Source organism: Sphingomonas hankookensis (assembly GCF_028551275.1).
In the GTDB taxonomy this organism is placed as follows: Bacteria; Pseudomonadota; Alphaproteobacteria; order Sphingomonadales; family Sphingomonadaceae; genus Sphingomonas; species Sphingomonas hankookensis_A.
In genome coordinates this window covers 2,833,082-2,857,803 of sequence record NZ_CP117025.1, presented here as the reverse complement: position 1 = coordinate 2,857,803, position 24,722 = coordinate 2,833,082, and the positions used below count along the sequence as shown (strand labels likewise).

The following is a 24,722-nucleotide window of genomic DNA, read 5'->3' as shown; positions in this document are numbered from 1 at the left end:
CAGCGGATTCGGGCTTTGCAACGCCTAATTTCACTTTTTGCGCGTCAGCCGGCGAACTGCTCCATCGTGATGCGGTCGTCGAGCGCATGTTCGGGATCGAACAGCAGCGTCAGGTCGCGCACCCGGTCGACCGCGACATCGACCTGCGCCACGTCGCGCACCTCGCGCTGGTCGGCAACCGCCGATACCGGGCGCTTGTCGGGCTCCAATACGCGCAGCGTGATGCGCGCCTTGTCGGGCAGGATCGCGCCCCGCCAGCGCCGCGGGCGGAACGGGCTGATCGGCGTCAGCGCCAGCATGCCGGACCCCATCGGCAGGATCGGGCCGTTCGCGGACAGGTTGTAGGCGGTCGACCCGGCGGGCGTGGCCGCCAGGATGCCGTCGCACACCAGCTCGGGCATCACCACCCGGTCGTTGAGCGACACTTCCAGCTTGGCGGTCTGCCGCGTCTCGCGCAGCAGCGAGACTTCGTTGATCGCCGGCAGGACGCGCACCTCGCCGTCCATCGTGGTCGCGGTCATGGTCAGCGGGGATACGCGGAACGGCTTGGCCCGGCCCAGCCGCCGGTCCAGCTCGTCCATGCGCCATTCGTTCATCAGGAACCCGACCGTGCCGAGGTTCATGCCGAACACCGGCACGGTATTGCGGCGCTCCAGCAGCATGTGCAGCACCTGCAGCAGGAACCCGTCGCCACCCAGCGCCACGATCAAATCGGCATCCTCGACCCCCGCCCAATCATAGCGGGCGCGCAGCGTCTCCTCGGCCGCGCGCGCCTGCGGCGTGGGGGAGGCCAGCAAGGCAAGGCGCGTCGTCATCCGCCGGTCACACTCATATGGCGGGCAACGGCCGGCGCCGCCCCGGTTTCGATGCGGAAGTCGTGCGCGGCCGGCTTGCGCGGCAGCGCGGCGTCGAGCGCGGCATCGACCGCCGCGATCCCGCCCTCGCGCAGCGCATCCTTCAGGTCGACATGGTCGTCATGGCCCAGGCAAAGGTACAGCTTGCCCTCGGTCGTCAGCCGCACCCGGTTGCATCCCGCGCAGAAATTGGCGGTCAGCGGCGAGATCAGCCCCAGCCGGTTGCCATGCTCGGCCACCCGCCAATAGCGTGCCGGCCCACCGGTCTGGTGGCTGTCGCGCGTCAGGGTGAAACGGTCCGACAGCGTGTCGAACACGCGGGTCAGCGGCACGAACCGGTCGGTGCGGTCCTCGTCGATCGCGCCCAGCGGCATCGTCTCGATCAGCGACAGGTCGTGCCCCTCACGCCCGCACCAGTCGAGCATGTCGCCGACATGGTCCTCGTTCAGCCCTTTCAGGACCACCATGTTGATCTTGATCGCCATGCCCGCGTCGCGTGCGGCGGCGATGCCGTCCAGCACCTGCGCGACATCGCCGTGGCGAGTGACATAGCGGAAGATTTCAGGGTCGAGGCTATCGAGGCTGACGTTGATCCGCCGGATGCCGGCATCGGCCAGCGCCGGCGCATGTTCGCGCAACCGCGTGGCGTTGGTCGTCATGGTCAGTTCGGACAGGCCGCCCCCGATCATCCGGCCGAGCCGCTGGCACAGTTCGGTCACACCGCGCCGGACCAGCGGCTCGCCACCCGACAGGCGGATCTTGTCGATCCCGCGCGCCACGAACCGCTCGGCGATCAGTGCGATCTCCTCCAGGCTCAGCACCTTCGAACGGGGCAGGAAGGTCATCGCCTCCGCCATGCAGTATCGGCAGCGCAGGTCGCACCGGTCGGTCACCGATATGCGCAGATAGCGGATGGTGCGGCCATGCGCGTCGATCAGGGAGGGGGCGCAGGACATTGCCGACCAAGCTAAGGTGCCCGAACGGACCATACAAGGTGTCCATTGCCGCCGCCCCAATGTCTCCATATTGTCCGCGCCCATGGGTGGGATTTGACCGCATGGACCGGCCACGATGCGGCGCAGCAGCGCGCGCTGTTCGTGCTGTCGTCTCGACAGCGTGACGAACTCGCCGCGATCCTCTCGCGCGCCGGCTGGCGGGTCGTCGCCGCACGCCGGTCGGACGGGCTACGTCAGCGCGTTGCCGCCAGCGGGACTGCCATCGCCATCGTCGATGCGCGCGGCGCGATCGACGAAGGAATCGCCGCCACCGCCGAACTCGCCCGCATCGCCGGCCATGGCGACGCGCTGCTGGTGCTGGTGTCGCGCGGCGATGTCGACCGGCTGGGCGCGCTGCACGACGCCGGCGCGACGCATCTGCTGGTCAGCCCGATCGGCAGCGAGGTGTTGTTGCAGGCGGTGCGCTCCGCCGAACGCCATGTCGTCCGCATGGGCGGCGGCTGGCATGATCCGACCGCCGGGGCGGGCGCGCCGCTTGGCTGGCGGCACGATGCCGAACGCGGCTCGCTGCAACTGACGCCCGCGCTGGCGGAGGCGACCGGCTTTGCCGAATCGAGCGACCCGCGCGCGCTGCTCCGTGCGCTGGGGCCGGACGGGCGGCGGATCGCGCTGGCGGCGATCCGGCGATTGACCGACAACCTGCCCGCCACCGCCTTCGCCCATGACCTGCCGGGGCTGGGGCGGGTGGTGCAGCATGTCGCGCGGGATGCGCATAGCGGGCGGTTGCACGCGCTGATCGAACCATTGGCGCGCGTCGGCGATATCGGCGCGGTGGTGCGCGAGGCGCTGGGGTCGGTGCGCGACCATGCCGGGGCGCAGCGCTGGCTCGACCGCCGGATCGAGGGGGGTGAGCGCCCCGGCATCCGCGTGCTCGCCATCGCCGGGATCGATCCGATCAACCGGCAACAGGGGCGGGTGGTCGGCGACACGCTGTTGCGTGCCGTCGAACGCCGCATCGAACAGGCGGTGCGCGATGCCGGCGTCGCCCGCGCGGCGCTGGCCCGGCTGGGCGGGACCGAATTCGGCGTGCTGCTGCCGCACGGCAATGACGAAGGGCTGGAGGAGGCGCTGCGGCAGGCGCTGGCGCGTCCGTTCGTCGCGGGCAGCGGCATGGTGACGCTGGGACTGCGCCAGGCATGCGGCGTGGCCGCGCCGGGCGAGAGCGGCGACCAGCTGATCCGCCGGGTCGAGGGCGAGCTGCCCGGTGCGCGGGCCGATGATGCGCAGGGGCCGCTGGCCGCGGACGGCGCCGACGTCCTTGCCGGCGAGGTGCATCGCGCGATCGACCGGGGGGAGATCGCGATCCGCTTCCAGCCGCAGGTCGACCTGCTCGCCGGCCGCATCGTCGGGGTCGAGGCGCTGGCACGCTGGGACCATCCCGAACGCGGCGAACTGGGTGCCGAACTGCTGTTCGCCGCCGCGACCCATGCCCGGCTGGCGGGGGTGTTGTCGGCGCATGTCCAGCATCTTGCGATGCGCATCGCCGCCGGCTGGGACGCGCCGCTCTCGCGCCTGCGCCTGTCGATCAACGTCACGGCGGAGGATGTCGCGCAGCCCGACTTTGCCGAAACCTTGCTCGCCGCCGCCGACGACAGCGGCTTTCCGCGCGACCGGCTGACCGTGGAGATTACCGAGAGCGGGCTGATCGCCGAACTGGGCGAGGCGGCGGGGCTGCTCGCGACGCTGCGCGCGGCCGGCTGCCGCGTCGCGATCGACGATTTCGGCACCGGCTATTCCAGCCTCGCCTATCTCAAGGCGCTGCCGCTCGACTATCTCAAGCTCGACCGGCGGCTGACGCAGGATATCGTCGGCTCGCACCGCGACCGGGTGGTGGTGCGCGGCGTCATCGACATGGCCCGCTCGCTCGACCTGACGGTGATCGCCGAAGGGGTCGAAACGGTCGACCAACGCGACGCGCTGGCGACCGAGGGGTGTCAGCTGTACCAGGGATTCCTGTGCGCCGAACCGCTGACGGTGCCGGCGCTCACGGCGTTGCTGGGGTAGGGGGCGCAAGTATCGTCATCCCCGCGAAGGCGGGGATCCATATACGCAGCGGTTGCGAATCGTTCCCTAACGTCAGCGTCTATGGATTCCCGCCTTCGCGGGAATGACGAGCCTTTGGCTCAATACCGAGCGATCGACAAATCCTCCGTCTCGATCGCCGCGCGCCTGCCGGACATCAGGTCGGCGATCACCGCCGCCGATCCGCATGCCATGGTCCACCCCAGCGTGCCGTGTCCGGTGTTCAGGAACAGGTTGCCGAACTTCGTCGGCCCCACCACCGGCGTACTGTCCGGCGTCATCGGCCTGAGCCCGCTCCAGAAACTCGCTCGCGACGTATCACCCGCGCCGGGGAACAGGCTGCCCAGCGAATATTCCAGCGTCGCCCGCCGCGCTTCGGGCAGGTCGTTGTTGAACCCCGAAATCTCCGCCATGCCACCCACGCGGATGCGGTCGCCCAGCCGGGTGATCGCGACCTTGTAGCTTTCGTCGAGCAGCGTCGACACCGGCGCGCGCCCCTCGTCGACGATCGGCACCGTGATCGAATAACCCTTCACCGGATAGACCGGCAGTTTCAGCCCCAGCGGCCGGACCAGCTTCGGCGAAAAGCTGCCGAGCGCCACCAGATAGGCGTCCCCCGTCACCATGCCCGCATCGGTCTCGACCCCCGCAATCCGGCCGCCCTGCCGGACCAGCCGGCGGATCGTCGTGCCCATGCGGAACTCGACCCCCGCTGCCGCCGCCATCTTGGCCAGCCGGTTGGTGAACTTGAAGCAGTCGCCCGTCTCGTCGCCCGGCAACCGCAAGCCGCCCGCCAGCGGAATATTGCTCCCCGCCAGCCCAGGTTCGGCAGCGATACAGCCCGCGCGGTCGAGCACTTCGTACGCGACGCCATCGGCCTTCAGCACCGCGATATCCTTGTCGATCCCGGCCAGCTGCTTCTCCTCGCGGAACAGCTGCAACGTGCCCTGCGACCGCTCGTCATAGGCAATGCCGGTGGCGCCGCGCAGTTCGATCAGCTTGTCGCGGCTATATTCGGCCAGCCGCACCATGCGCCCCTTGTTCACCGCATAGTCGCGCGCATTGCAGTTGCCGAGCATCGCGACCAGCCAGCGCAGCATCGCCAGGTCCATCTGCGGCCGCAGGATAAGCGGGGCGTGTTGCATGAACAGCCACTTCATCGCCTTGGCCGGAATGCCCGGCGCCGCCCAGGGCGAGGCATAGCCCGGCGAGATCTCGCCCGCATTGGCGAAGCTCGTCTCCAGCGCCGGGCCGGCCTGCCGGTCGATCACCACGACCTCATGCCCCGCTTGGGCCAGATACCATGCCGAGGTGACGCCGATCACCCCCGCGCCCAGGATCACGATCCGCATGTTGCGTCCTCTTGTTGGGTGAGGGCCACGATCCGCCGGGCATGGCGGTGGCGCAGGCTGGTCAGGATTTCATAGGCGATGGTTCCGGCATCCGCCGCGACCGCATCGATGCTCTGGTGCGGGCCGATCAGCTCCGCATTGGGTGTCGCGACCAGCAGGTCTACGGCCACATCGGTCACGTCGATGCAGATGCTGTCCATCGACACCCGCCCGGCGATCGGCGCGCGTACCCCGGCGACATAGGCCGCGCCCCGGTTGCTCAGCATCCGCGGCCAGCCATCGGCATAGCCATAGGACAGGGTCGCGATCCGCCGGTCGTGGCTTGCGACCGAGGTCAGGCCATAGCCCACGCCGGTCCCCGCCGGCACGTCGCGCCACTGCACGATCCGCGCCTCCAACGCGACGACCGGCCGCATCGGATTGGGCCGCCCGTCCTGCGGTGCCCCGCCATAGAGCGCGATTCCCGGCCGGACGAGGTCGCCATGAAACCCGCCGCCCAGGAACGATCCCCCCGAATTGGCCAGCGACCGCTCCGCCGGGGGCAGCATCGCCGCCAGTTCGTCGAACCGCGCCCGCTGCGCCGCGTTCGCGCCCGATCCCGGTTCGTCGCCGCAGGCGAGGTGGCTCATCACCAGCACCAGCTCGATCCCGCCCAGCATCGTCGGGTCGGCGGCGATCGCCGCGACCTCGTCCGGGGCCAGCCCCAGCCGCGACATGCCGCTGTCGACCTGCACCGCCGCCGGCAGCCGCCGCCCGGCGATCCGCCCCGCCGCCGCCCAGCGCTCGATATCCGCCGGGCAGTTGAGCACCGGCACCGCATCGGCGGCGATCAGCGCCGCTTCCTCGCCCGGCGCGATTCCGTTGAGCACGAACAGCCGAGCATCGGCGGGCAGGGTCGGGCGCAGCGCGGTGGCTTCCCCGGTCAGCGCGACGAAGAAATCGCGGCACCCCGCGCGGTACAGCGCATCGGCGACGATCCCTGCGCCCAGGCCATAGCCATCGGCCTTCACCACGCCCGCCGCCCGCGCCGGGGCGACGGTCGCCGCGATCGTCCGGTAATTGGCGACCAGCGCGTTCAGGTCGATCGTCAGCAATGCCATCGTTCCATGCTCTCCGTAAGCCCAGCGTAGCGCAGATAGTATCGCAGGTTTTGCGATTGTGCCGCATCTTCTGCCGTAATAGCGTAGGTACGCAATAATTGGCGGGTTGGACGCAACGAAGATGAACCTCGACGCCATCGACCGCAAATTGCTGAACCTGCTGCGGCTCGACGCCCGCCGCCCCAACAACGCGCTGGCGGCGGAGGTCGGGCTATCACCCTCCGCCTGTCTCCGCCGGGTGCGGTTGCTGGAGGATGCCGGCGTCATCCGCGGCTATACCGTCGTCACCCGCGCCGACCCGGCCGACCATGGCGCGACGGTGATCGTGCAGGTGACGCTGGAGCGCCAGACCGAGGAATATCTTTCCCGCTTCGAAGCGGCGGTGCGCCGCCATGCGGAGATTCAGGAATGCTGGCTGATGACCGGCCAGTCCGATTACTGGCTGCGCGTCGCGGTCGAATCGGCAGCGGCGTACGAGGCGCTGCACACCGACATATTGTCGCGCCTGCCCGGCGTGACGCGGATCAATTCGAGCTTCGCGATGCGCAATGCGTTGATGCCCAGGCGCCGGGGGTGAGGGCGGTTCCCACCATACCCTACCGTTCGGTTCGAGCAGCTTCGAGCTTGTCGAGAAGCGCCCGTCGAGAACCCCCGGTTTGGGGCGCCCCCTTCTCGACTACGGTTCTCGACAGGCTCGAACCTCCGCTCGAAGCAAACGGGGGGAGGGTAGAGAGCGGCCGGGAAAGAGAGAAGTCGGCCGGAACCCTACCCCAACCCCACCAGCCTCTCCGCCGTCCGCACATCATGCGCGACCACCGCACCGCTCAACCGGTCGATCAGCCGCAGCAACCCGCCACCGCGCGCCGCGCTGTCGCCGGGCATCACCTCGCTGCCCCATTCGCGTGCCAGCGTCTCGATCCGCCCGGTGCTGTCGAGCGTCATCGACCGGAACGGCAGCAGGGTCGCGGGCGATGCGAAGCGGCTGTCGCCATCCGCGACCATCGGATCGACCAGGATCGCGCCCGCCACCCGCTGCACATAATGCGACGGCGACAGCCGCGCCCACCACGCCGCCGCGCGGCACCCGGCACCATGCGCCAGCAGGATCACCTGCCGGTCCGCCTCGCTGACGAACCGGTCGATCCGCGCGCCCAGCATGTTGCGCTCATTCTCCCGCCCCAGCGGCAGCAACGTCGCGCGCAGCCGCTCGATCACGTCGTTCAGCGCGGGCGGGGGCGTGCCATCGGACAGGGCAAGCACCGAATATCGGGTGTCGGCAACGGCAACCATCGTGTCGTCTCCCCTCCTGCGGGTGATGTACGGCAGGCTATCATGCCTGCATCCCCGCGCAATGGCGCAAACGCGCCGTGACGGTGAAGCGATCCCGAAATGCCACGGATCGCGCCGCTACAGACGTATACTCCATGTTAAAGCGCATGCCGTTATCGCAGGCCGGGTGAGAGGTCCGGAAGGCATGACAGATACAATCGATATTCCTTCGGCAGCCGATCCCCGTTGGGACGCGGTGCTGTCGGGCGCGGTCCGCCCGGCGTATAAATGCCTCGCGCTGCGCATCCTGATGATCCGCCTGACCCATGCCTATGCCCGCGACGATGCCGACCGGCCGGCGCTGGTCGAGGAACTGCGCCGCTTCTTCCGCGACAATCTGCGCTTCGCCCGCGAAGACTATGCCACGATCTTTCAGGGGAAGCCCCAATGACCGCGTCGAACCCGTTCCATGCCGACCGGTCGCTGTACAGCGTCGACGAGGTCGCCGCGATGCTGGCCGCCGGCGAAACCCTGATTTTGGCGGGGGAGGAGCGCCTGCTCGCCGCGCTGCCCCGGGGCGAATGGGTCGGCGGCACCAGCCCCTATTTCATGACCGCCGAAGCCGGCGGGGCGCATGCGCCCGACCGCATCTTCGTCCAGCGGATGCCCGCCTTCGCCTCGGTCGCATGGGTCGGGATGCTCGATCGCGCCGCCCTGCCGGACATGGCGGCGCTCGGTCCCGACAATGGCTATACCATCCTGCTGATCCCGGGGCAGAGCGAGGTCCATCGCGACTTCGCGCTCCACGGCATCGAATGGCCCGACATGTTCCGCCGCCCGGTGGTGGGCTGGGTCACCGGCGTCGCGGGGCAAGCCGCCGCGACCGACCGTCCGAAAGTGTTCGACGGGCGCAGCGGTCGTTCGGCCGACGATCGGGCGGTGGTGCTGCATGTCGCGCTGCCCGACCATGCCTTTGCCCGTGCCGATATCGTCAACCTGTTCGCGCCCGACATGGACGGGCCGGTGCTGACCTTCGACACCGATACCGGCTTTACCGTCGAACACGTGTCGGTCGATGGCGTGCCGACCCGGCTGGTCGATCATATCGCCGCGAACGGCATCGACACCCGGCTGCCGCTGGTCGCCGATTACAACGGCACGATGGTCAATGTCGCGACCGCGGGGATCGACGAGGCGACCGGGCGTGTAACCTTCTTCGCCCCGGTCTATGGCCATGTCGCCTATCGCTTCGCCCGCCCGGTCGAGGATTATCCGCGGCAATTCGCCGAACAACTGGGCAGCCCGGGTGGCGAGGTCGTGTTCAGCTGCAACTGCATCCTGAACTATATGTACGCGGGACTTGAGGGTGAGCGGCCGGGCGACATGACCGGTCCCGTCACCTTCGGCGAAATCGCCTATGTCCTGCTCACCCAGTCGATGGTCTATCTGGTAGTCGAACAGGATTGAGCGCGGCTTAGAGCGGCAGCGCGGTCGTCGCCTTCACTTCCTCCAGCACGGCATAGGTCCGCGTCTCGCGTACCCCGGGCACGGTCGTCAGCGTCCGGCCCAGGAACGCCCGATACGCATCCATATCGGCCATGCGAACCTTTAAAAGATAGTCGAAACCGCCCGCAACCATATGACATTCCAACACTTCCGGCAGGTCGCGGACATGGTTGGCAAAGGCGGTGAAGACGTCGTCGGTGGTGCGGTCCAATAGTACCTCGATGAATACCAGCAGCGACCGGTCGAGCTTTCCCGGATCGAGCAGCGCGGCGTACCCCCGGATAACGCCACTCTCGCGCAACCGCCGCACCCGTTCGAAACAGGCGGCGGGCGACAGGCCGCACTGCGTCGCCAGCGCCTGATTGGTGATCCGCCCATCGCCCTGCAACACCCGCAGCAACTTCCGGTCCGTCTGGTCCATCGCAACCACCTCTCCCACACTCTACGTCACCCCGGGCTTGACCCGGGGTCCCGCTTCTTCTTCTACCACGTCCGAAGATCAGGCGATACTAACGCCCTTATCCAGGAAAACTATCGTCTGATCGCCCCAACATACGAAGCACCTTTGTCTTCAACCGCGATATACCGACGAACCGACATACGGAGAGACGAATGCCCGCGATCGATTGGGATGCCCTGGACGCCGACAAGTTCATCGACGAGAGCGTCCTGCTCCCGCAGTTGCTTGCCCAGGTGCCGCTGACCCAATCCGACCGCGCGGAGATCGTCGCCAAGGCCGCGAAGCTGGTCGAACGCACCCGCGCCGCCGCCGCCAAGCCCGGCGTGGTCGAGGGCTTTCTCCAGCAATTCTCGCTGGGCACGCAGGAGGGGCTGGCGCTGATGTGTCTGGCCGAGGCGCTGCTGCGCACCCCCGACGCCGCGACCCGCGACCGGCTGATCGCCGAAAAGGTCGGCACCGCCGACTGGGCAGCGCATCTGGGCCAGTCGTCCAGCCTGTTCGTCAACGCCTCGACCATCGGCCTGACGCTGACCGGCAAGCTGGTCGGCGACGAAGGGCCGGCCGGCATCGGCGAGACGATCCGCCGCCTTGCCGGGCGGCTGGGCGAACCGGTCATCCGCCGTGCGCTGGCCGCCGCGGTCGGTATCATGGGCGACCAGTTCGTGCTCGGTTCGACCATCGAGGCCGCGCTGAAGCGTGCCGCGAAGGAAGGCTATCTCTGCTCGTTCGACATGCTGGGGGAGGGTGCGCGCACCCCCGCCGATGCCGAACGCTATGAACATATCTACGCCGCCGCGATCGAGGCGGTCGGCCGCGCCCGCGCGCCCGGCAGCACGCCGGAGGAAGGGCATGGCGTCTCGGTCAAGCTCTCGGCGCTGTGCCCGCGCTACGAAGCGGTGCGGACCGACGACGTGTTCGCCGACCTCTATCCGCGCATGAAGCGCCTCGCGCTGATCGGCGCGCGCCACAATCTCAACCTCGCCATCGACGCGGAGGAGGCGGACCGCCTCGCCCTGTCGCTCAAGCTGGTCGACCGGCTGGCGCGCGAGAGCGAGCTGGGCGACTGGACCGGTCTCGGCGTCGTGGTGCAGGCCTATGGCAAGCGTGCGCGCGGGGTGATCGACGGGCTGGAACGGCTGTCGCGCGACACCGGGCGGCGGATCATGGTCCGGCTGGTCAAGGGCGCCTATTGGGACAGCGAGGTCAAGCGCGCGCAGATCGCCGGCCATCCGGGCTATCCGGTGTTCACGTCGAAGGCCGCGACCGACCTGTCCTATCTGGTGTGCGCGCATAAGTTGATCGCGGCGGCGCCGGCGCTCTACCCGCAGTTCGCGACCCATAACGCCCACAGCCTGATGGCGGTGCGCCACATGGCCGACCGCGCCGGCGTGCGGATCGAGCACCAGCGGCTGCACGGCATGGGCGAGGGGCTGTACCGACAGGCGGCGGCAACTATCGGCGATAACGCCTTGATCCTGCGTGCTTATGCGCCGGTCGGCGGGCATGAGGAACTGCTGCCCTATCTCGTCCGTCGCCTGCTCGAAAACGGCGCCAACAGCAGCTTCGTCAATGCCCTGCTGGACGAGGAAGTGCCGGCGACGACGCTGGTCGCCGATCCGGTCGCGGCGGTTGCGGCGACCCCGCGTCAACATCCGCGCCTCCCGTCCCCATCCGGCATCTATCCCGGCCGCGGCAACCCCCTTGGCCGCGACTATTCCATCGCCTCGGTCCGCGCCCGGGCAATGTCGGTTCGCGACACCTTCGCCACCATCCACGCCGGCCCGATCGTCGGTGGCCAGACCCTTGCCGGCACCGGCGCCGTGCCCATGGCCAGCCCGGTCGACCATGGCCGGACCATCGGCTCCGTCACCGCCGCCACCCCCGCCGAAATCGACCGCGCCGCCGCGCTCGCCCGTGCCGCCCAGCCCCGCTGGAACGCCATGGGCGGAGTTTCCCGGGGGAAAATCCTCCGCGCCATGGCCGACGCCCTCGATGCGCAGATGGACCGCTTCATCGCGATTCTCTCCGCCGAAGCCGGCAAGACGTTGAACGACGCGGTAGCCGAAGTGCGCGAGGCGATCGATTTCTGCCGCTATTATGCCCTGTTGGCCGAAACCCGCTTCGCCGGTCCGACCGTGCTGCCGGGGCCGGTCGGCGAAGTGAACCAGATCGAACTCCACGGCCGCGGCGTGTTCGTCTGCATCAGCCCATGGAATTTCCCGCTCGCGATCTTCACCGGACAGGTCGCCGCCGCGCTCGCCGCCGGCAACGCCGTCCTCGCCAAGCCCGCCGAACAGACGCCGCTGGTCGCCGCCGAAGCCGTCCGCCTGTTCCATTCGGCCGGGCTCGATCCCGATCTGCTGGCGCTGCTGCCGGGCGACGGGGCGGAGGTCGGCGCGGCGCTGGTCGCGCATCCGGCCATTGCCGGCGTCGCCTTCACCGGCGGCACCGACACCGCCTGGGCGATCAACCGCAGCCTCGCCAACCGCAACGGTCCGATCCTGCCGTTCATCGCCGAAACCGGCGGCTTGAACGGCCTGTTCGTCGATACCAGTGCGCTGCGCGAACAGGTGGTCGACGACGTGCTCCTCTCCGCCTTCGGCTCGGCGGGGCAGCGTTGCTCGGCGCTCCGCCTGCTGTACCTGCCCCAGGATACCGCCGACGCGACGATCGAGACGCTGGTTGGTGCGGCCGGCTGCATGGTGATCGGCGATCCGTCCGATCCGGCGACCGATATCGGCCCGGTGATCGACGCGGAGGCACGCGATGCCCTCAATGCCCATGTCGAACGCCTCGAGCGCGAGGCGAAGATCCTGTTCCGCGCCGACGCCCGCGGCCACGACTCGCGCGGCACGTACTTCGCGCCGGTCATCGCCGAAGTGCCCAGCCCCGACTTCCTCGAACGCGAGGTGTTCGGCCCGGTGCTGCACGTCTATCGCTACGACCCCGCCGACCTCGCATCGGTCGCGGGAAGGCTGGCGGCACGCGGCTATGGCCTGACGCTCGGCATCCACAGCCGCATCGACCGTTTTGCCGAGGAAGTCGCCGCGCTGGTTCCGGCGGGCAATGTCTATGTCAACCGCTCGATCATCGGCGCGGTCGTCGGCGTCCAGCCCTTCGGCGGCGAAGGGCTGTCGGGCACCGGTCCGAAGGCCGGCGGACCCGATGCGCTGCTGCGCTACGCCGCCGAACGCTCCACCTCGATCAACATCATGGCGAAGGGCGGCGACCCGGCGCTGCTTAACCTGTAGGGGCGCCAGAACCGGCGATCGTCACCCGGTCGCCGGTGAAATCGAGCTGGAAGAACGGGGCGGCGGTCCCACCGAACCGGGCGCGGCGCAGCGCCACGTCGGCGGCGGCATCCGCTCCGTTCAGCCCGGCATAGTCGACGAACGCGGCGACCTGTCCCTCGCCGGTGACCCACCAGCAATAGGCCTGCGTCGGCTCGGCCGCCGGGTTGCCGGCGACGAGGCCGCTGCCGTTCACCGGCCGCCATGGCCCGTCCATGCTGTCGCCGACCATCGCGTACAACCCGGTGGGGGCGGGCAGGCCGCGGGCAAAGCGCTTCGCCTGGGTCGACCAGAACAGGTAATAGAGCCCGTCGCGCAGGATGATGTGCGGGCGTTCCAGCTCGCTGTTCACGCCGATCGCGTCGACCAGCGGCGTCGCCAGCTGCCATGGCGCATCGGCCCGCTCGCGGCTGGCGATGCCGATCACCCCGTCCAGCTGGGCATCGGTCCATGCCGCCGATCCGACGAACAGCAGATGGTCACGACCGGTCGCCGGATCGTGGAAGAAGCCGGGATCGCGAAACCCCTTGATGCCGGTTGCCGGCGCCTCGACCTCGTCCGCGATGCGGTAGCATGCGCCGTCTGCCACGACGCTCTCCACCGGCGTCGACCAGTGCTCCGTCCGCGCGTCGTCGCCCTCGACGGTAAAACGACCGACCGTCTCGAACAGCCTTTGTTCGAAGCTGTGCGGCCCGTCCCGCCGGCCGGCGGCGGTGAAATACATCGTCAGCGTCGCACCATCGTCGGCCAGCACCGCCGACCCCGACCATTCGCGGCTACCGGGGGTAAAGCCGTCCGGGAACGCCGCACCATGCAGCCGCCAGCCATCCGCGCCATGGCTGGTCAGGTAGATGCGCGCCGCATCATGCCGTGCCTCCGGATCGTCGAAGCGCGGCGTGCCAAGGAAGAACCAGTAGCTCCGCCCGTCGACGAACACCGTCGACCCGTCTGCGCGGGCGATCTGCCACATGTCCCAGAAGTCGTATGCGGGATCGATCGGCACGATGTCGGCGGGGCTCAGAATCGGCAGCCGGTCCGGGCCGTCCGGCGCGATCCGCGCTACCTGCTCGGCCGACCAGCGCGTCGGTGCGGTAGGGGCTGCGCTCAACGGATCGCTCCGACCGGCAGGCCATCGGCGTTGCGCTCACGCACGCTCCACACCGCCGCCGCTGCGCAGAACATCAGCACGCCGCACAGCGTCAGCACGTTGCGCGGGTCGCCGCCCAGCAGGGGTTGGTAGAACAGCCACATCGTTGCCGAAAAGATCAGCATCGGGATGACGATCATCATGTTGAAAATGCCCATATAGACGCCGGTCCGCTCCGGCGGGATCGATCCGGCAAGGATGATGTACGGATTGCCCATGATGCTGGCCCAGCCGAGGCCGATGCCGACCGCCGGCAGGAACAGCAGCGCCTTGGACGTGACATGCGGCAGGCAGACCATGCCGATGCCGGCGGCGATCAGGCTGAGTGCGTGGAGCGGCGCGGCTCCGATCCGCCGTGCGATCGGGACCATGGCAAAGGCGGCCAGGAACGCGACGCCGTTATAGAAGGCCGCCATCTCGCCATTGGTCAGCACCGCCGAATGGAACCCGGACGAGGTCGGATCGGCGGTGCCGTAGACCGAGCGGCCGATCGTGTAGATGACGTAATTCCAATAGGCCATCATCGCGTACCATTGGAACAGGCTCATCAGCGCGAGCTTGCGCATGGCCAGCGGCATGTCGCGGATCGCGCTGCCGATTTCGGCGAGCGTCGCCCCGAACGACTTGGGCTTGGCGGCGATCGCGGTCTTTTCCGCCGGGGTCAGCGGCAGTTCGGGCACGCGCAGGATCGACCACAGGATCGTCGAGATCGACAGCACCGCCCCGACCATGAACGCGACCCGCGCCGTGTAAGGAATATTGTGGGTATCGACCCAGTCTTGGTTCATCCCCGCCCACACCAGCAGCGAGGGCGTGAGGAAGGCCAGCATCTGCGCCAGGCCGGTAAAGGCGCTCTGCGTGAGGAAGCCGATCTGGTGCTGATCCTCGTTCAGCCGGTCGCTGACATAGGCGCGATACGGCTCCATCGTGATGTTGTTGCCGGCATCGAGGATCCATAGCAGCGACACCGCCATCAGGATCGAACTCGACAAGGGCATGAAGAACAGGCCGAAGCAGCACAGCACCGCGCCCATCACGAAATAGGGCGTCCGCCGGCCCCAGCGGCTATCGGTACGGTCGCTCAGCGCACCGATCAGCGGCTGTACCAGCAGTCCGGTCAGCGGCCCGGCCAACTGCAGCAGGGGCAGCTGCGACTCATCCGCGCCCAGATAGCTGTAGATCGGCGCCATGTTGCCCTGTTGCAGCCCGAAGCTGAACTGCAGGCCGAGGAACCCGAGGTTCATCTCAAGGATGCGGGGTAGGGACAGGTGCGGTTTCATCGGGGGCGCCATGGTCGATCCTGCTCCTTGCACATCGGTCTGACGCCGACGCGACGCTTGTCGCGCGTCACGGAGTAAATTGCAACAATCGATTGCATTGCATCATGCTCTGGTTGGCGCATGGGCACGCAACCCGCTCGACCTCAGCTAAGCGGAGCGCATTTTGCCGATAGCCATGCCGCGGTTTCGTTATCGAGCAGCGGCGTCAGCAACGCCTCGACCCGCGCGTGATAGGCGTCGACCCAGGCCCGTTCGGCATGGGTCAGCAGGGCCGGGACGATCAGAGACCGTTCGATCGGTACGAAGGTCAGCGTTTCGAACGCCAGCATGGGCAGGTCGCCGCCGGGAATGTCGCACTCGACCACCAGCAGCAGGTTCTCGATCCGAATGCCGTATTTACCCGCCTTGTAATAGCCGGGTTCGTTGGACAGCATCATGCCGGCGCGCAGCGGCTCCAATGGTCCGCCACCCGGATAATTGGGGGCGCCGATCCGCTGCGGACCTTCATGTACCGACAGGAAGGCGCCGATGCCGTGGCCGGTGCCATGGGCATAATCCAGCCCGGCCTCCCACAACGGCCGCCGTGCGAAGCCGTCGATATGCCCGCCGAGGGTGCCGTCCGGGAAGATGGCGGTGTCGATCGCGATATGGCCCTTCAGCACGCGGGTGAAGCGGTCGCGCATTTCGTCGGACACCTCGCCGACCGGCATGACGCGGGTGATGTCGGTCGTGCCGTCGGCATATTGGCCACCGGAGTCGATCAGGTAGAGCTGGCCGGGCAGGATCGGCGCGTTGCTCTCGACCGTCGCCTTGTAATGCGGGCTGGCGGCGTGGGCGCCGGTCGCGCTGATCGTGTCGAACGACAGGTCGCGAAGCAGCCCGGTTTCGCCGCGGATCGCTTCGAGGCGGTCGGATGCCGACAGTTCGCTCAGCGTGCCGGAGGGGGCGGTTTCCTCGAACCATTTCAGGAAGCGGGCCATCGCCGCGCCGTCGCGTGCCTGGGCGCTGCGATGGCCGGCGATCTCGACCGGGTTCTTGATTGCCTTGGCCAGCACGGTCGGGTCGCGCTCGGCGACCACCGTCGCGCCGCCGCGGCGTAGCGCTTCGTGGATCGCGGCGACGGCGCGGTCGGGATCGGCGGCGACGCGCTTGCCAGCGAAACGCCCTAGCGTTGCAGCGAAGTCGGTCATCGGGCGGACGGTGACGGCGTTGCCCAAGTGGCGGGCGACGTCTTCGCCGACCTTGCCGGGTGCAGCGAACAGTTCGGCGGTGCCATCGGCATGGACGATCGCATAGCTAAGCGCGACCGGGGTACGCGCAACATCGCTGCCGCGCACGTTGAAGGTCCATGCGATCGAGTCGAGTGCGGTCAGCACGACGGCATCGGCGCGGCGCTCGGCCAGCCATTCGCCGACCGCGGCGCGCTTGTCGGCGGAGGTGCGGCCGGTCAGGCTATCGTCCTGCGCCGTCATCGGCGCGGGCGAGGGGGCGGGACGGTCGGTCCACAGCGCGTCGATCGGGTTCGCGTCGACCGGCATCAGCGCCGCGCCGACATCGGCCAGCGCGCGTTCGGTGGCCGCAACCCAGTCGACCGTCGCCAGCCATGGATCGAAGCCAATCCGGTCGCCTTCGCGCGCGTTGGTCCGCAGCCAATCGGCCATCGACGTCGCGGGAACCTGCACGAACTGCCAGTCGGCGGCGTCGACCTGCTCGCGGACCTGCAAGGTATAGCGGCCATCGGTGAACATCGCGGCGGTGTCGGCGAGCACGACGGCGCTGCCGGCCGACCCCTTGAACCCCGTCAGCCACGCGAGGCGCTGCGCATAGTCGCCGACATATTCGCTCATATACTCGTCGGTCAGCGGTACGACGAAGCCGGTCAGGTCGAGCGTGGCGAGATGGGCGCGCAGAGCCGCGAGGCGTTCGGTGTGGATGGTCATGTGCCGCTCGTATCAGTCGAAACGGCTGCGCAAAAGCCACAAGCTCGCTCGACTTCCGCACGCGTCCGTCCCACATGGGCGGCTATGACGAAGCCCATTCCGCCGATCGCCGAACAGCGCCCCCACAGCTACGAACGCCACGGGATTACCGTGTCCGATCCGTGGGCGTGGCTGCGCGACCCCAATTACCCGAAGGTCGAGGACGAGGCGGTCCTCGACTATCTCAAGGCCGAGAACGCGTACTTTGAGGCGGTGATGGCGCCGCACCAGCCGTTGATCGACACGCTGTTCACCGAGATGCGCGGCCGGATCAAGGAAGACGACGCCACCGTGCCGCAGCGTGATGGCGACTGGTGGTATTGGTCCGATTTCGAGACCGGTGGGGAATATCGTCGTTGGTGGCGGCGGCCGGTGGCGGGTGGGGAGGATGAACTGATCCTCGACGAACCGGCGCTGGCCAAGGGCAAGGAATATTTCCGGCTGGGCGCGCTGTCGGTCAGCCCGGACGGGCGGCTGCTGGCCTATGCGATCGACGATGACGGCGGCGAGCGGTTCGAGGCGCGGGTCAAGGACCTGACGACCGGCGAACTGCTGGATGATGTGATCCCGGGCACGCTGTCCGAACTGGTGTGGACGGCGGATTCGGGCGGGTTCCTCTACGGCCTCGCCAACGAGCAGTGGCGGACGGACAATGCCCGGTTGCACCGGATCGGGACGCCGGTCGAGCAGGATGTCGAGCTGTACCACGAGGCCGACGAAGGCTGGCGGGTGTCGGTCGGGGAAACCCAGTCGCGGCGGTTCCTGGTCATCTCGGCGGGGGATCACGTCACCAGCGAGGTGCGGCTGGTTCCAGCGGACGATCCGACCGCCGAGCCGCTGCTGGTCAAGGCGCGCGAGGAAGGCGTCGAATATGATGTGGAGGAGCATGACGGCACCCTCTTCATCCACACCAACGATACCCATCCGAACTTCCGGCTGGCGACCGCTCCGCTGGAAGCCCCGAGCGACTGGCAGGAGGCGATCGCGGCCGACCCGCATTTCTACATGACCGGGGTCACGACCTTCGCAAAGCTGTTCGTGGTGGAGGGACGGCTCGATGGGCTCGATCAGATCCGGCTGCATGATTATGCCGGCGGGCCGGCGCGGCCGATCGAGTTTCCGGAAGCGAGCTATGTCGTCGGGCTGGGCGACAATCCGGAATATGACGTCGACACGCTGCGGCTCGGCTATGAATCGATGGTCACGCCGGGCACCGTCTATGACTATGACGTGGCGAGTGGCGAACTGACCGTCCGCAAGGTGCAGACGATTCCGTCGGGTTACGACCCGGACAAATACGCGACCGAGCGGCTGGAGATCACCGCGCGCGACGGCACCGCGATCCCGTGTTCGGTCGTGTATCCCAAGGACTTCCCGCGCGACGGGACGGGCAAGCTCTATCTCTACAGCTACGGCGCCTATGGCTATGCGATCCCGCCGGGTTTCTCGACCAGCCGCATGTCGTTCCTCGACCGGGGCATGGCGTTCGCCATTGCCCATATCCGGGGCGGCGATGACCTCGGCCAGCAATGGTATCTGGACGGGAAGCTGGAGAAGCGGACCAATACCTTCAACGACTTCGTCGATGTGGCGAAGGGGCTGATCGAGCTGGGCTTTACCGACCAGGGCAAGATTGCGATCGCCGGTGGGTCGGCCGGTGGCGAGCTGATGGGTGCGGTGATGAACTCCGACCCCGAGCTATGGGGTGCGGTGGTGGCCAGCGTGCCGTTCGTGGACGTGCTGAACACCATGCTCGACGACAGCCTGCCGCTGACGCCGGGCGAATGGCCCGAATGGGGCAATCCGATCGAGGACAAGGCGGCGTTCGAGCTGATCGCGTCCTACAGCCCTTACGACAACGTGACGGCGCAGCCCTATCCGCCGGTATTCATTTCGGGCGGGCTGAACGATCCGCGCGTGACCTATTGGGAGCCGGCGAAGTGGGCGGCGCGGCTGCGGGCGACCAAGACGGACGACAATGTGCTGCTGCTCAAGACCAATATGGGCGCGGGCCATGGCGGCAAGTCGGGGCGGTGGGAGAGCCTGAAGGAAGCTGCCGAGGAGATGGCGTTCGTGCTGTGGCAGTTGGGGGTGGAGGGGTAAGACCCTCGCCCTTCCATTCACGGGCGTCACCCCAGCGAAGGCTGGGGTCTCTGGCGGCTCTTGTCCGTGACATAACCGGGAGACCCCAGCCTGCGCTGGGGTGACGCTTGGGGTTTAGCGTGTCACCCGCGTCACATGGCCCATCTTGCGGCCGGGGCGGGCTTCGTGCTTGCCGTAGAGGTGGAGGTGCGCGCCGGGTTCGGCGAGCAGGGCGGGCCAGGCCGCCACGTCGTCGCCGATCAGGTTGGTCATCTTGACCCGCTTGGCGGTCATCGCGACGCTGCCGAGCGGGAGGCCGAGGACGGCGCGGACGTGGTTTTCGAACTGCGAGGTCTCGCTGCCCTCGATCGTCCAGTGGCCTGAGTTATGGACGCGAGGGGCCATTTCGTTGAACACCGCGCCGTCGCGGCCGCAGAAGAATTCGAGGGTCAGGACGCCGACATGGTCGAGCGCCTCGGCGACCTTCGCCGCCAGTGCCTCCGCCTCGGCGCACCAAGGGGCGATCGCGGGGGCGGGGACGGTGGAGGTGTCGAGGATGCCGGCCTTGTGGACGTTCTTGGGCGTCGGGTAGGTGACGACCGCGCCGTCGAGGCCGCGGGCAAGGACGACCGAGAACTCGTCCTCGAAACCGACGAACGCTTCGAGGATCGCCGGTCCGCCGCCGATCGATTCCCATGCGGCGTCGGCGTCGGTGGGTGCCATCAGGCGGGCCTGGCCCTTGCCGTCATAGCCGAAGCGGGTGGTCTTGAGCACCGCCGGGCAACCGACCTGCGCGATCGCGGCGTCGAGCGCGGCGCGGTCGGCGACTTCGGCCCAGCGGGCCGGGCGGCCGCCCAGTTGCTCGACGAAGCTCTTTTCGCGGACGCGGTCCTGCGCGACGGCCAGCGAGCGGGCCGAGGGGCGGACCTTGTCGCCCAGTGCCTCGATCGGGGCGGCGGCGATATTCTCGAACTCGTAGGTGACCACGTCGACCTGGGCGGCGAAGGCCTTCAGCGCGTCGACATCGTCATAGGCGCCGCGGCTATGCGCGAAGGCGATGTCGTTGGCCGGACCGCTGTCGGGGGCATAGACATGGATGCGATAGCCGAGCTGCGCGGCGGCGACGCCGATCATCCGGCCGAGCTGGCCCGAGCCGATGATGCCGATGGTCGAACCGGGGGGCAAAGCCGTCATTGCGGGTCGATCGCCACGCTGTCGGTCTGCGCCTTGCGCCACGCGTCGAGCCGTTCGGCCAGAGCCTCGTCGTGGGTCGCGAGGATCGAGGCGGCGAGGAGGCCGGCGTTGATCGCGCCTGCCTTGCCGATGGCAAGCGTGCCGACCGGCACGCCGCCGGGCATCTGCACGATCGAGAGCAGGCTATCCATGCCCTTCAGCGCCTTGGATTCGACCGGTACGCCGAGCACGGGCAGGCGGGTCATCGAGGCGACCATGCCGGGCAGGTGGGCGGCGCCGCCGGCCCCGGCGATCACGACCTTCAGCCCACGGTCGACCGCGCTGGTGGCATAATCGACCAGCCGCTGCGGCGTGCGGTGGGCAGAGACGACCTTTGTTTCATGGGGGACGCCCAATTTGGTCAGCACGTCGGCGGCATGCGCCATCGTGTCCCAGTCCGAAGTGCTGCCCATGATGATGCCGACCAGGGTCACGTCGTTCATTGTCTGCCCGAAACGCTTTGGGGAAGCGCGCTGCTTAGGGAAGGGGGTTGAACAGGGCAAGCGGAAGGATGCCGTACGGGCATATTCAAAGTCCAAAGTTCACTAAGTTCACACTAGTGGCGTGTTCGGGCGCGGGTGCCGGCGTGGCCAAAGTTCACTAAGTTCACGCTAACGACGGTTTCGCGGCGTCGCGCGTTTGCGGGCAAAGTTCACTAAGTTCACACTCGTGCGATGTTTGCGCGGTGGGTCGGGCGGCGGTGTCAAAGAGCGGTGGCCGGGGTGAGGGGCCGGTGGGGAGTTTGGCGGGGGTGGGGCGTGTAGGAAAGGGGTTTGTACTCTTTCCTGCCAACGCCCCTCCGTTTGCTTCGAGCGCAGGTTCGAGCTTGTCGAGAACCGTAGTCGAGAAGGGGTTGCCCCAAACGACCGGGTTCTCGACGGGCGCTTCTCGACAGGCTCGAAGCTGCTCGAACCGAACGGGGTGGGTGGGGGTAGGAATGGCTTCTTGTCCCCTCCCGTTCGTCCTGAGTAGCCGCTGAGCTTGTCGAAGCGGTGTATCGAAGGACTGCCTGGGCGCGCTTCGATACGGGCTTTCGACAAGCTCAATCCCTACTCAGCACGAACGGATGGGGGCGTTTGAGTATGCGGACGGGGGTGTTTGAGCAGGATGCTCCGTGCTGTACCCGCCCGCCCAACGCAGGGGATAGGGAGTGCCTGTCCCTTACCGCTTGCTCAGATAGTACCGATCCGTCGGTGTCAGGTCGTCGGCCAGCTCGTACACGATCGGCTGCCCGGTCGGGATTTCGAGACCCGTAATCTCGTCATCCGGGATGCCCGACAGATGCTTCACCAACGCGCGCAGCGAGTTGCCGTGGGCGGAGATCAGGACACGCTTGCCGGCCTTGAGTTCGGGCGCGATGCGGCTTTCCCAATAGGGGAGGACGCGATCGATCGTGTCCTTCAGGCTTTCGGTCTGCGGAATGTCGATGCCGGCATAGCGACGGTCGGCCGACAGGTCCCACGGGCTGTCCGCTTCGGGGAGCGGCGGCGGCACGTCGAAGCTGCGGCGCCAGATCTTGACCTGTTCGTCGCCATGCTTGGCGGCGGTCTCCGCCTTGTCGAGGCCGGTCAGGCCGCCATAATGCCGCTCGTTCAGGCGCCAGTCCTTTTCGACCGGCAGCCAAAGGCGGCCCATCGCTTCCAGCGCGATGTTCAGCGTCTTGATCGCGCGCGTCTGGAAGCTGGTGAAGCAGAGGTCGAAGTCATGCCCCTTTTCGATCAGCAGCTCGCCCGCCGCCTTGGCCTCTGCCTCGCCCTTTTCGGTCAGGTTCACGTCCCACCAGCCGGTGAAGCGGTTTTCGAGGTTCCAGGCCGATTGGCCGTGGCGGATCAGGACGAGCGTGGGCATGGAACCTCCGTTGCTGTTGTTGCGGTGCACCTAGCTCAAAGCGTGCGCGAGAGGAACCGGTTGAAGTCGGTCGCGACGTAGGTGCCGAACGGCGGGCAGGGCGCGAAGCCGCCTCGGGCATAGAGCCGGTGCGCGGCGTCGAACATCGCTCCGGTGCCGGTTTCCAGCAGCAGTCGGGTCAGGCCGCCCATGCGGGCGTCGGCGATGATGCGGTCGAGCACCGCCTGTCCGACGCTGCGACCGCGGGCGGTGGCGTCGGTCCGCATCGATTTGATCTCGCCCGTGCCGTCGCCCAGCGTGCGCAGCGCGCCGCAGCCGAGCAGCGTGTCGCCGTCCCATGCGGTATAGAAGGCGATATCGGGGGTCGCCAGTGCCGACAGGTCGAGCGCGTAGACGCTGCCCGGCGGCGAGCTGGCGTGCATGTCGGCCAGATGCGCCGCCAGCAGCCGGGCGGTGGCGGGATGGTCGAGACCGCCCGGACGGACGATCACCGGGTGACGTCCGCCAGCACCTCCAGCCAGCTATGCGCCAGCGCCTTCGATCGTTCCGGCGACCAGCCATATTCGGGATCGGGATTGTCGTCGTGATCCTTGAACGGCATTTCCAGCGTCATGCTGAGCGCGCCGAAACGGTTCGCGAGCTGGTTGGTCGACATGGACAGGTTCGCCTGTCCGGGCGCGGACACCGGATAGCCGAGCTTGGTCTGGAATTCGGGCGTCGCCGCCGCCCATGCCGCGCCGAAGGCGGTGAAGCGGGCGCCGTGGTCGTCGGTCCAGTTGGGGATGCCTTCATAGCCGGCGATGAAGTTGGCGGGAATCGCTTCGTCGCCATGGACGTCGATGGCGATGTCGACACCGGTTTCGTCCATGCGATTCCGGACGCACAGGACTTCCGGGCTGCGCTCGGGCGAGGGAGCGTGCCATTCGCGGTTGAGGTTTACGCCGGCGGCGTTGGTGCGCAGATGGCCGCGGAACGAGCCGTCGGGGTTCATGTTCGGCACGCAGTGAAAGGTCATGCGCCGGCGCAGATCGGCGGCGAGCGCGTCGTTCGGATCGGTGAGACGTTCGAGCAGCCCCTCCATGAACCATTCGCACATCGATTCGCCCGGATGCTGGCGGGCATAGGCCCAGATTTGTAGTGGGCCGTCGCCCAGCGTCAGATAGTCGATCGCGCGGCCGTCGAGCGTCTGGCCGAGCTCGCGATGGGTGACGCCGGGCCGCGCGGCGATGCGGGCGATCAGGTCGTCGTGGCGCTCCATCGTATAGGGCGCGAAATAGGCGAACCAGGCGAGTTCGCTGTCGATGGTGGCGGTGAAGGTCAGTACGCCATCGGCATAGTCGGTAGCGACCTGCCGCCACGCCTGCCGATCGGTGCTCATCCGGGTGCGATAGCCCGGCCAGCCGAAGGCGTAGGCCGATCCGGCGGCGTTGACGATGCGGAAGGTCAGCGTCCGCCCCCGCGCCCCGGCGACGCGGAAGTGGAACCACTGATAGAAGTCGGACTGGTGATCGGCGACGATATCGAGGTCGATCACATCGCCCTGAATGGCGACGACGCGGATATTGCCGCTGTCGAACGCGGCGTTGATGGTGATGCTCATTTCACCGTCGTAGTGATTCCCGACTCGCCTGGGAAGTTCCGGAACAGCGCGTTGGCCAACCGGTCGGCCTGAAATACCGGCTGGGCGCCGGGGGTGTTTTCGAGCGAATCGGTGACCGCGCGGCCTTCCCAGATGGTCGTGCCGTCGGCCCGACGGCGAATCTGGACGGCGAGTTCGGTGCCGATCACCTCGCGCTGGCCACCGCCGCCCAGGCCGAAGCCGACTCCGCCGCCCAAGCCCACGCCACCGCCGCGCCAGCCGCCGCTGCCACCGCCGGCACCGATGCCGATCGAGACGGGCGAGCGCCGTTCGACGAAGCCCTTGGTCCCGCGGGTGAAGGCGACGCCGACGATCAGTTCCGACGGCTGGGTGCCGGCGCGGGTGAAGCCGAGCTTTTCCATCTCCCGGGCCACGGCATTGCCATAGGTCTGAAATTCCGGGGTGGCGGCGCGGATGGTCTGGACCGGCTCGATCGAGAAGCTGCCCTTCGCGATCGGCTGGTTCAGGTGGAAGCGGGTGACGTCGACCGGCGCGATCCGCGATCCGGCGGTGGTGCATCCGCTCCCCAGCAGGGCTGCCATTGCCGCCACGCCAAACCCCAACGCCTTGTTCATGGTACTCACCCCGAATATGCCACGGTTCATCAACCCATCCAACGCGCGACACCCGGCGATGGGTTCATTG

21 protein-coding genes are annotated in these 24,722 nt (G+C 67.9%); 6 read left to right on the top strand and 15 right to left on the bottom strand.

Annotation, left to right across the window (positions count from 1 at the left end; all coding sequences use genetic code 11):
- Positions 1 to 44 precede the first annotated feature (44 nt).
- Both PPZ50_RS13585 and moaA read right to left on the bottom strand, forming a co-directional pair.
- A complete protein-coding gene (locus PPZ50_RS13585) occupies positions 45 to 815 on the bottom strand; it encodes an NAD kinase (protein ID WP_066694491.1) in 771 nt (256 codons plus the stop codon).
- Positions 812 to 1,810: a GTP 3',8-cyclase MoaA gene (gene moaA / locus PPZ50_RS13580; RefSeq protein ID WP_066694484.1), complete on the bottom strand. Its 999-nt coding sequence runs from the start codon at positions 1,808 to 1,810 to the stop codon at positions 812 to 814. Before moaA ends, PPZ50_RS13585 begins: the two co-directional genes overlap by 4 nt.
- Before the next feature lie 93 nt (positions 1,811 to 1,903).
- On the opposite strand from moaA, the gene PPZ50_RS13575 reads away from it, so the two are divergent.
- On the top strand, positions 1,904 to 3,874 hold the full coding sequence (locus PPZ50_RS13575; protein ID WP_272815324.1) for a putative bifunctional diguanylate cyclase/phosphodiesterase: 1,971 nt from the start codon (positions 1,904 to 1,906) through the stop codon (positions 3,872 to 3,874).
- Between the two features lie 119 nt (positions 3,875 to 3,993).
- Here the strand turns inward: PPZ50_RS13575 and PPZ50_RS13570 are convergent, their stop codons facing one another.
- The gene (locus tag PPZ50_RS13570) at positions 3,994 to 5,244 is read right to left on the bottom strand and encodes a D-amino acid dehydrogenase (RefSeq protein ID WP_066694482.1); all 1,251 of its coding nucleotides are present in this window, start codon (positions 5,242 to 5,244) and stop codon (positions 3,994 to 3,996) included.
- On the bottom strand, positions 5,232 to 6,344 hold the full coding sequence (gene alr, locus PPZ50_RS13565) for an alanine racemase (RefSeq protein ID WP_066694481.1): 1,113 nt from the start codon (positions 6,342 to 6,344) through the stop codon (positions 5,232 to 5,234). Before alr ends, PPZ50_RS13570 begins: the two co-directional genes overlap by 13 nt.
- A 121-nt stretch (positions 6,345 to 6,465) precedes the next feature.
- On the opposite strand from alr, the gene PPZ50_RS13560 reads away from it, so the two are divergent.
- A complete protein-coding gene (locus PPZ50_RS13560) occupies positions 6,466 to 6,921 on the top strand; it encodes an Lrp/AsnC family transcriptional regulator (RefSeq protein ID WP_066694480.1) in 456 nt (151 codons plus the stop codon).
- A 188-nt stretch (positions 6,922 to 7,109) separates the two neighbouring features.
- Here PPZ50_RS13560 and PPZ50_RS13555 read toward each other — a convergent pair whose 3' ends face one another.
- The gene (locus tag PPZ50_RS13555; protein ID WP_066694478.1) at positions 7,110 to 7,634 is read right to left on the bottom strand and encodes an alpha/beta hydrolase; all 525 of its coding nucleotides are present in this window, start codon (positions 7,632 to 7,634) and stop codon (positions 7,110 to 7,112) included.
- 184 nt (positions 7,635 to 7,818) lie between these two features.
- On the opposite strand from PPZ50_RS13555, the gene PPZ50_RS13550 reads away from it, so the two are divergent.
- Positions 7,819 to 8,064, top strand: coding sequence for a hypothetical protein (locus PPZ50_RS13550; RefSeq protein ID WP_066694475.1), 246 nt, complete (start codon positions 7,819 to 7,821; stop codon positions 8,062 to 8,064).
- Positions 8,061 to 9,080 carry a DUF6976 family protein gene (locus PPZ50_RS13545; protein ID WP_066694472.1) on the top strand — a complete coding sequence of 340 codons (1,020 nt, stop codon included), beginning with the start codon at positions 8,061 to 8,063 and terminating at the stop codon, positions 9,078 to 9,080. The genes PPZ50_RS13550 and PPZ50_RS13545 overlap by 4 nt, the downstream gene beginning before the upstream one ends.
- A gap of 7 nt (positions 9,081 to 9,087) precedes the next feature.
- Here PPZ50_RS13545 and PPZ50_RS13540 read toward each other — a convergent pair whose 3' ends face one another.
- Entirely contained in the window at positions 9,088 to 9,540 is a 453-nt protein-coding gene (locus PPZ50_RS13540) for an Lrp/AsnC ligand binding domain-containing protein (RefSeq protein ID WP_066694470.1), read from the bottom strand.
- Positions 9,541 to 9,731: 191 nt separating this feature from the next.
- Here PPZ50_RS13540 and putA point away from each other — a divergent pair, with 191 nt between their 5' ends.
- Positions 9,732 to 12,830 carry a bifunctional proline dehydrogenase/L-glutamate gamma-semialdehyde dehydrogenase PutA gene (gene putA, locus PPZ50_RS13535; RefSeq protein WP_066694465.1) on the top strand — a complete coding sequence of 1,033 codons (3,099 nt, stop codon included), beginning with the start codon at positions 9,732 to 9,734 and terminating at the stop codon, positions 12,828 to 12,830.
- Here putA and PPZ50_RS13530 read toward each other — a convergent pair.
- The 3 genes from PPZ50_RS13530 to PPZ50_RS13520 all read right to left on the bottom strand — a co-directional run bounded on the left by PPZ50_RS13530 (position 12,820) and on the right by PPZ50_RS13520 (position 17,236).
- Positions 12,820 to 13,977, bottom strand: a complete 1,158-nt coding sequence (locus tag PPZ50_RS13530; RefSeq protein ID WP_084401854.1) for a glycoside hydrolase family 68 protein — start codon at positions 13,975 to 13,977, stop codon at positions 12,820 to 12,822. The two genes, putA and PPZ50_RS13530, sit on opposite strands and share 11 nt — an antisense overlap.
- Entirely contained in the window at positions 13,974 to 15,260 is a 1,287-nt protein-coding gene (locus PPZ50_RS13525) for an MFS transporter (RefSeq protein WP_272815323.1), read from the bottom strand. The genes PPZ50_RS13530 and PPZ50_RS13525 overlap by 4 nt, the downstream gene beginning before the upstream one ends.
- A 179-nt stretch (positions 15,261 to 15,439) precedes the next feature.
- Positions 15,440 to 17,236 (bottom strand): aminopeptidase P family protein, encoded by a 1,797-nt coding sequence (locus PPZ50_RS13520; protein ID WP_066694461.1) that lies wholly within the window; start codon positions 17,234 to 17,236, stop codon positions 15,440 to 15,442.
- An 84-nt stretch (positions 17,237 to 17,320) separates the two neighbouring features.
- On the opposite strand from PPZ50_RS13520, the gene PPZ50_RS13515 reads away from it, so the two are divergent.
- Positions 17,321 to 19,378 (top strand): S9 family peptidase, encoded by a 2,058-nt coding sequence (locus PPZ50_RS13515; RefSeq protein ID WP_066694460.1) that lies wholly within the window; start codon positions 17,321 to 17,323, stop codon positions 19,376 to 19,378.
- A 114-nt stretch (positions 19,379 to 19,492) separates the two neighbouring features.
- Here PPZ50_RS13515 and PPZ50_RS13510 read toward each other — a convergent pair whose 3' ends face one another.
- The 6 genes from PPZ50_RS13510 to PPZ50_RS13485 all read right to left on the bottom strand — a co-directional run bounded on the left by PPZ50_RS13510 (position 19,493) and on the right by PPZ50_RS13485 (position 24,652).
- Entirely contained in the window at positions 19,493 to 20,551 is a 1,059-nt protein-coding gene (locus PPZ50_RS13510) for a 5-(carboxyamino)imidazole ribonucleotide synthase (RefSeq protein ID WP_066694457.1), read from the bottom strand.
- The gene (gene purE, locus PPZ50_RS13505; RefSeq protein WP_066694455.1) at positions 20,548 to 21,033 is read right to left on the bottom strand and encodes a 5-(carboxyamino)imidazole ribonucleotide mutase; all 486 of its coding nucleotides are present in this window, start codon (positions 21,031 to 21,033) and stop codon (positions 20,548 to 20,550) included. Before purE ends, PPZ50_RS13510 begins: the two co-directional genes overlap by 4 nt.
- A gap of 718 nt (positions 21,034 to 21,751) precedes the next feature.
- On the bottom strand, positions 21,752 to 22,438 hold the full coding sequence (gene gpmA / locus PPZ50_RS13500; protein WP_066694452.1) for a 2,3-diphosphoglycerate-dependent phosphoglycerate mutase: 687 nt from the start codon (positions 22,436 to 22,438) through the stop codon (positions 21,752 to 21,754).
- A gap of 35 nt (positions 22,439 to 22,473) precedes the next feature.
- Positions 22,474 to 22,929 (bottom strand): GNAT family N-acetyltransferase, encoded by a 456-nt coding sequence (locus PPZ50_RS13495; RefSeq protein WP_066694450.1) that lies wholly within the window; start codon positions 22,927 to 22,929, stop codon positions 22,474 to 22,476.
- Positions 22,926 to 24,038, bottom strand: a complete 1,113-nt coding sequence (locus tag PPZ50_RS13490; RefSeq protein WP_066694449.1) for a M14 family metallopeptidase — start codon at positions 24,036 to 24,038, stop codon at positions 22,926 to 22,928. The genes PPZ50_RS13495 and PPZ50_RS13490 overlap by 4 nt, the downstream gene beginning before the upstream one ends.
- On the bottom strand, positions 24,035 to 24,652 hold the full coding sequence (locus PPZ50_RS13485) for a DUF4136 domain-containing protein (protein WP_066694447.1): 618 nt from the start codon (positions 24,650 to 24,652) through the stop codon (positions 24,035 to 24,037). The genes PPZ50_RS13490 and PPZ50_RS13485 overlap by 4 nt, the downstream gene beginning before the upstream one ends.
- Positions 24,653 to 24,722 lie beyond the last annotated feature (70 nt).

Excerpts from the sequence above, each read along its gene's own strand:
- PPZ50_RS13560 (WP_066694480.1), top strand. The coding sequence starts at position 6,466 with ATGAACCTCGACGCCATCGACCGCAAATTGCTGAACCTGCTGCGGCTC.
- purE (WP_066694455.1), bottom strand. The coding sequence starts at position 21,033 with ATGAACGACGTGACCCTGGTCGGCATCATCATGGGCAGCACTTCGGAC.
- alr (WP_066694481.1), bottom strand. The coding sequence starts at position 6,344 with ATGGCATTGCTGACGATCGACCTGAACGCGCTGGTCGCCAATTACCGG.
- PPZ50_RS13540 (WP_066694470.1), bottom strand. The coding sequence starts at position 9,540 with ATGGACCAGACGGACCGGAAGTTGCTGCGGGTGTTGCAGGGCGATGGG.
- PPZ50_RS13570 (WP_066694482.1), bottom strand. The coding sequence starts at position 5,244 with ATGCGGATCGTGATCCTGGGCGCGGGGGTGATCGGCGTCACCTCGGCA.
- PPZ50_RS13550 (WP_066694475.1), top strand. The coding sequence starts at position 7,819 with ATGACAGATACAATCGATATTCCTTCGGCAGCCGATCCCCGTTGGGAC.
- PPZ50_RS13585 (WP_066694491.1), bottom strand. The coding sequence starts at position 815 with ATGACGACGCGCCTTGCCTTGCTGGCCTCCCCCACGCCGCAGGCGCGC.
- putA (WP_066694465.1), top strand. The coding sequence starts at position 9,732 with ATGCCCGCGATCGATTGGGATGCCCTGGACGCCGACAAGTTCATCGAC.
- PPZ50_RS13545 (WP_066694472.1), top strand. The coding sequence starts at position 8,061 with ATGACCGCGTCGAACCCGTTCCATGCCGACCGGTCGCTGTACAGCGTC.
- PPZ50_RS13485 (WP_066694447.1), bottom strand. The coding sequence starts at position 24,652 with ATGAACAAGGCGTTGGGGTTTGGCGTGGCGGCAATGGCAGCCCTGCTG.
- gpmA (WP_066694452.1), bottom strand. The coding sequence starts at position 22,438 with ATGCCCACGCTCGTCCTGATCCGCCACGGCCAATCGGCCTGGAACCTC.
- PPZ50_RS13555 (WP_066694478.1), bottom strand. The coding sequence starts at position 7,634 with ATGGTTGCCGTTGCCGACACCCGATATTCGGTGCTTGCCCTGTCCGAT.
- PPZ50_RS13490 (WP_066694449.1), bottom strand. The coding sequence starts at position 24,038 with ATGAGCATCACCATCAACGCCGCGTTCGACAGCGGCAATATCCGCGTC.
- PPZ50_RS13525 (WP_272815323.1), bottom strand. The coding sequence starts at position 15,260 with ATGAACCTCGGGTTCCTCGGCCTGCAGTTCAGCTTCGGGCTGCAACAG.
- PPZ50_RS13510 (WP_066694457.1), bottom strand. The coding sequence starts at position 20,551 with ATGACGGCTTTGCCCCCCGGTTCGACCATCGGCATCATCGGCTCGGGC.
- PPZ50_RS13515 (WP_066694460.1), top strand. The coding sequence starts at position 17,321 with ATGACGAAGCCCATTCCGCCGATCGCCGAACAGCGCCCCCACAGCTAC.
- moaA (WP_066694484.1), bottom strand. The coding sequence starts at position 1,810 with ATGTCCTGCGCCCCCTCCCTGATCGACGCGCATGGCCGCACCATCCGC.
- PPZ50_RS13520 (WP_066694461.1), bottom strand. The coding sequence starts at position 17,236 with ATGACCATCCACACCGAACGCCTCGCGGCTCTGCGCGCCCATCTCGCC.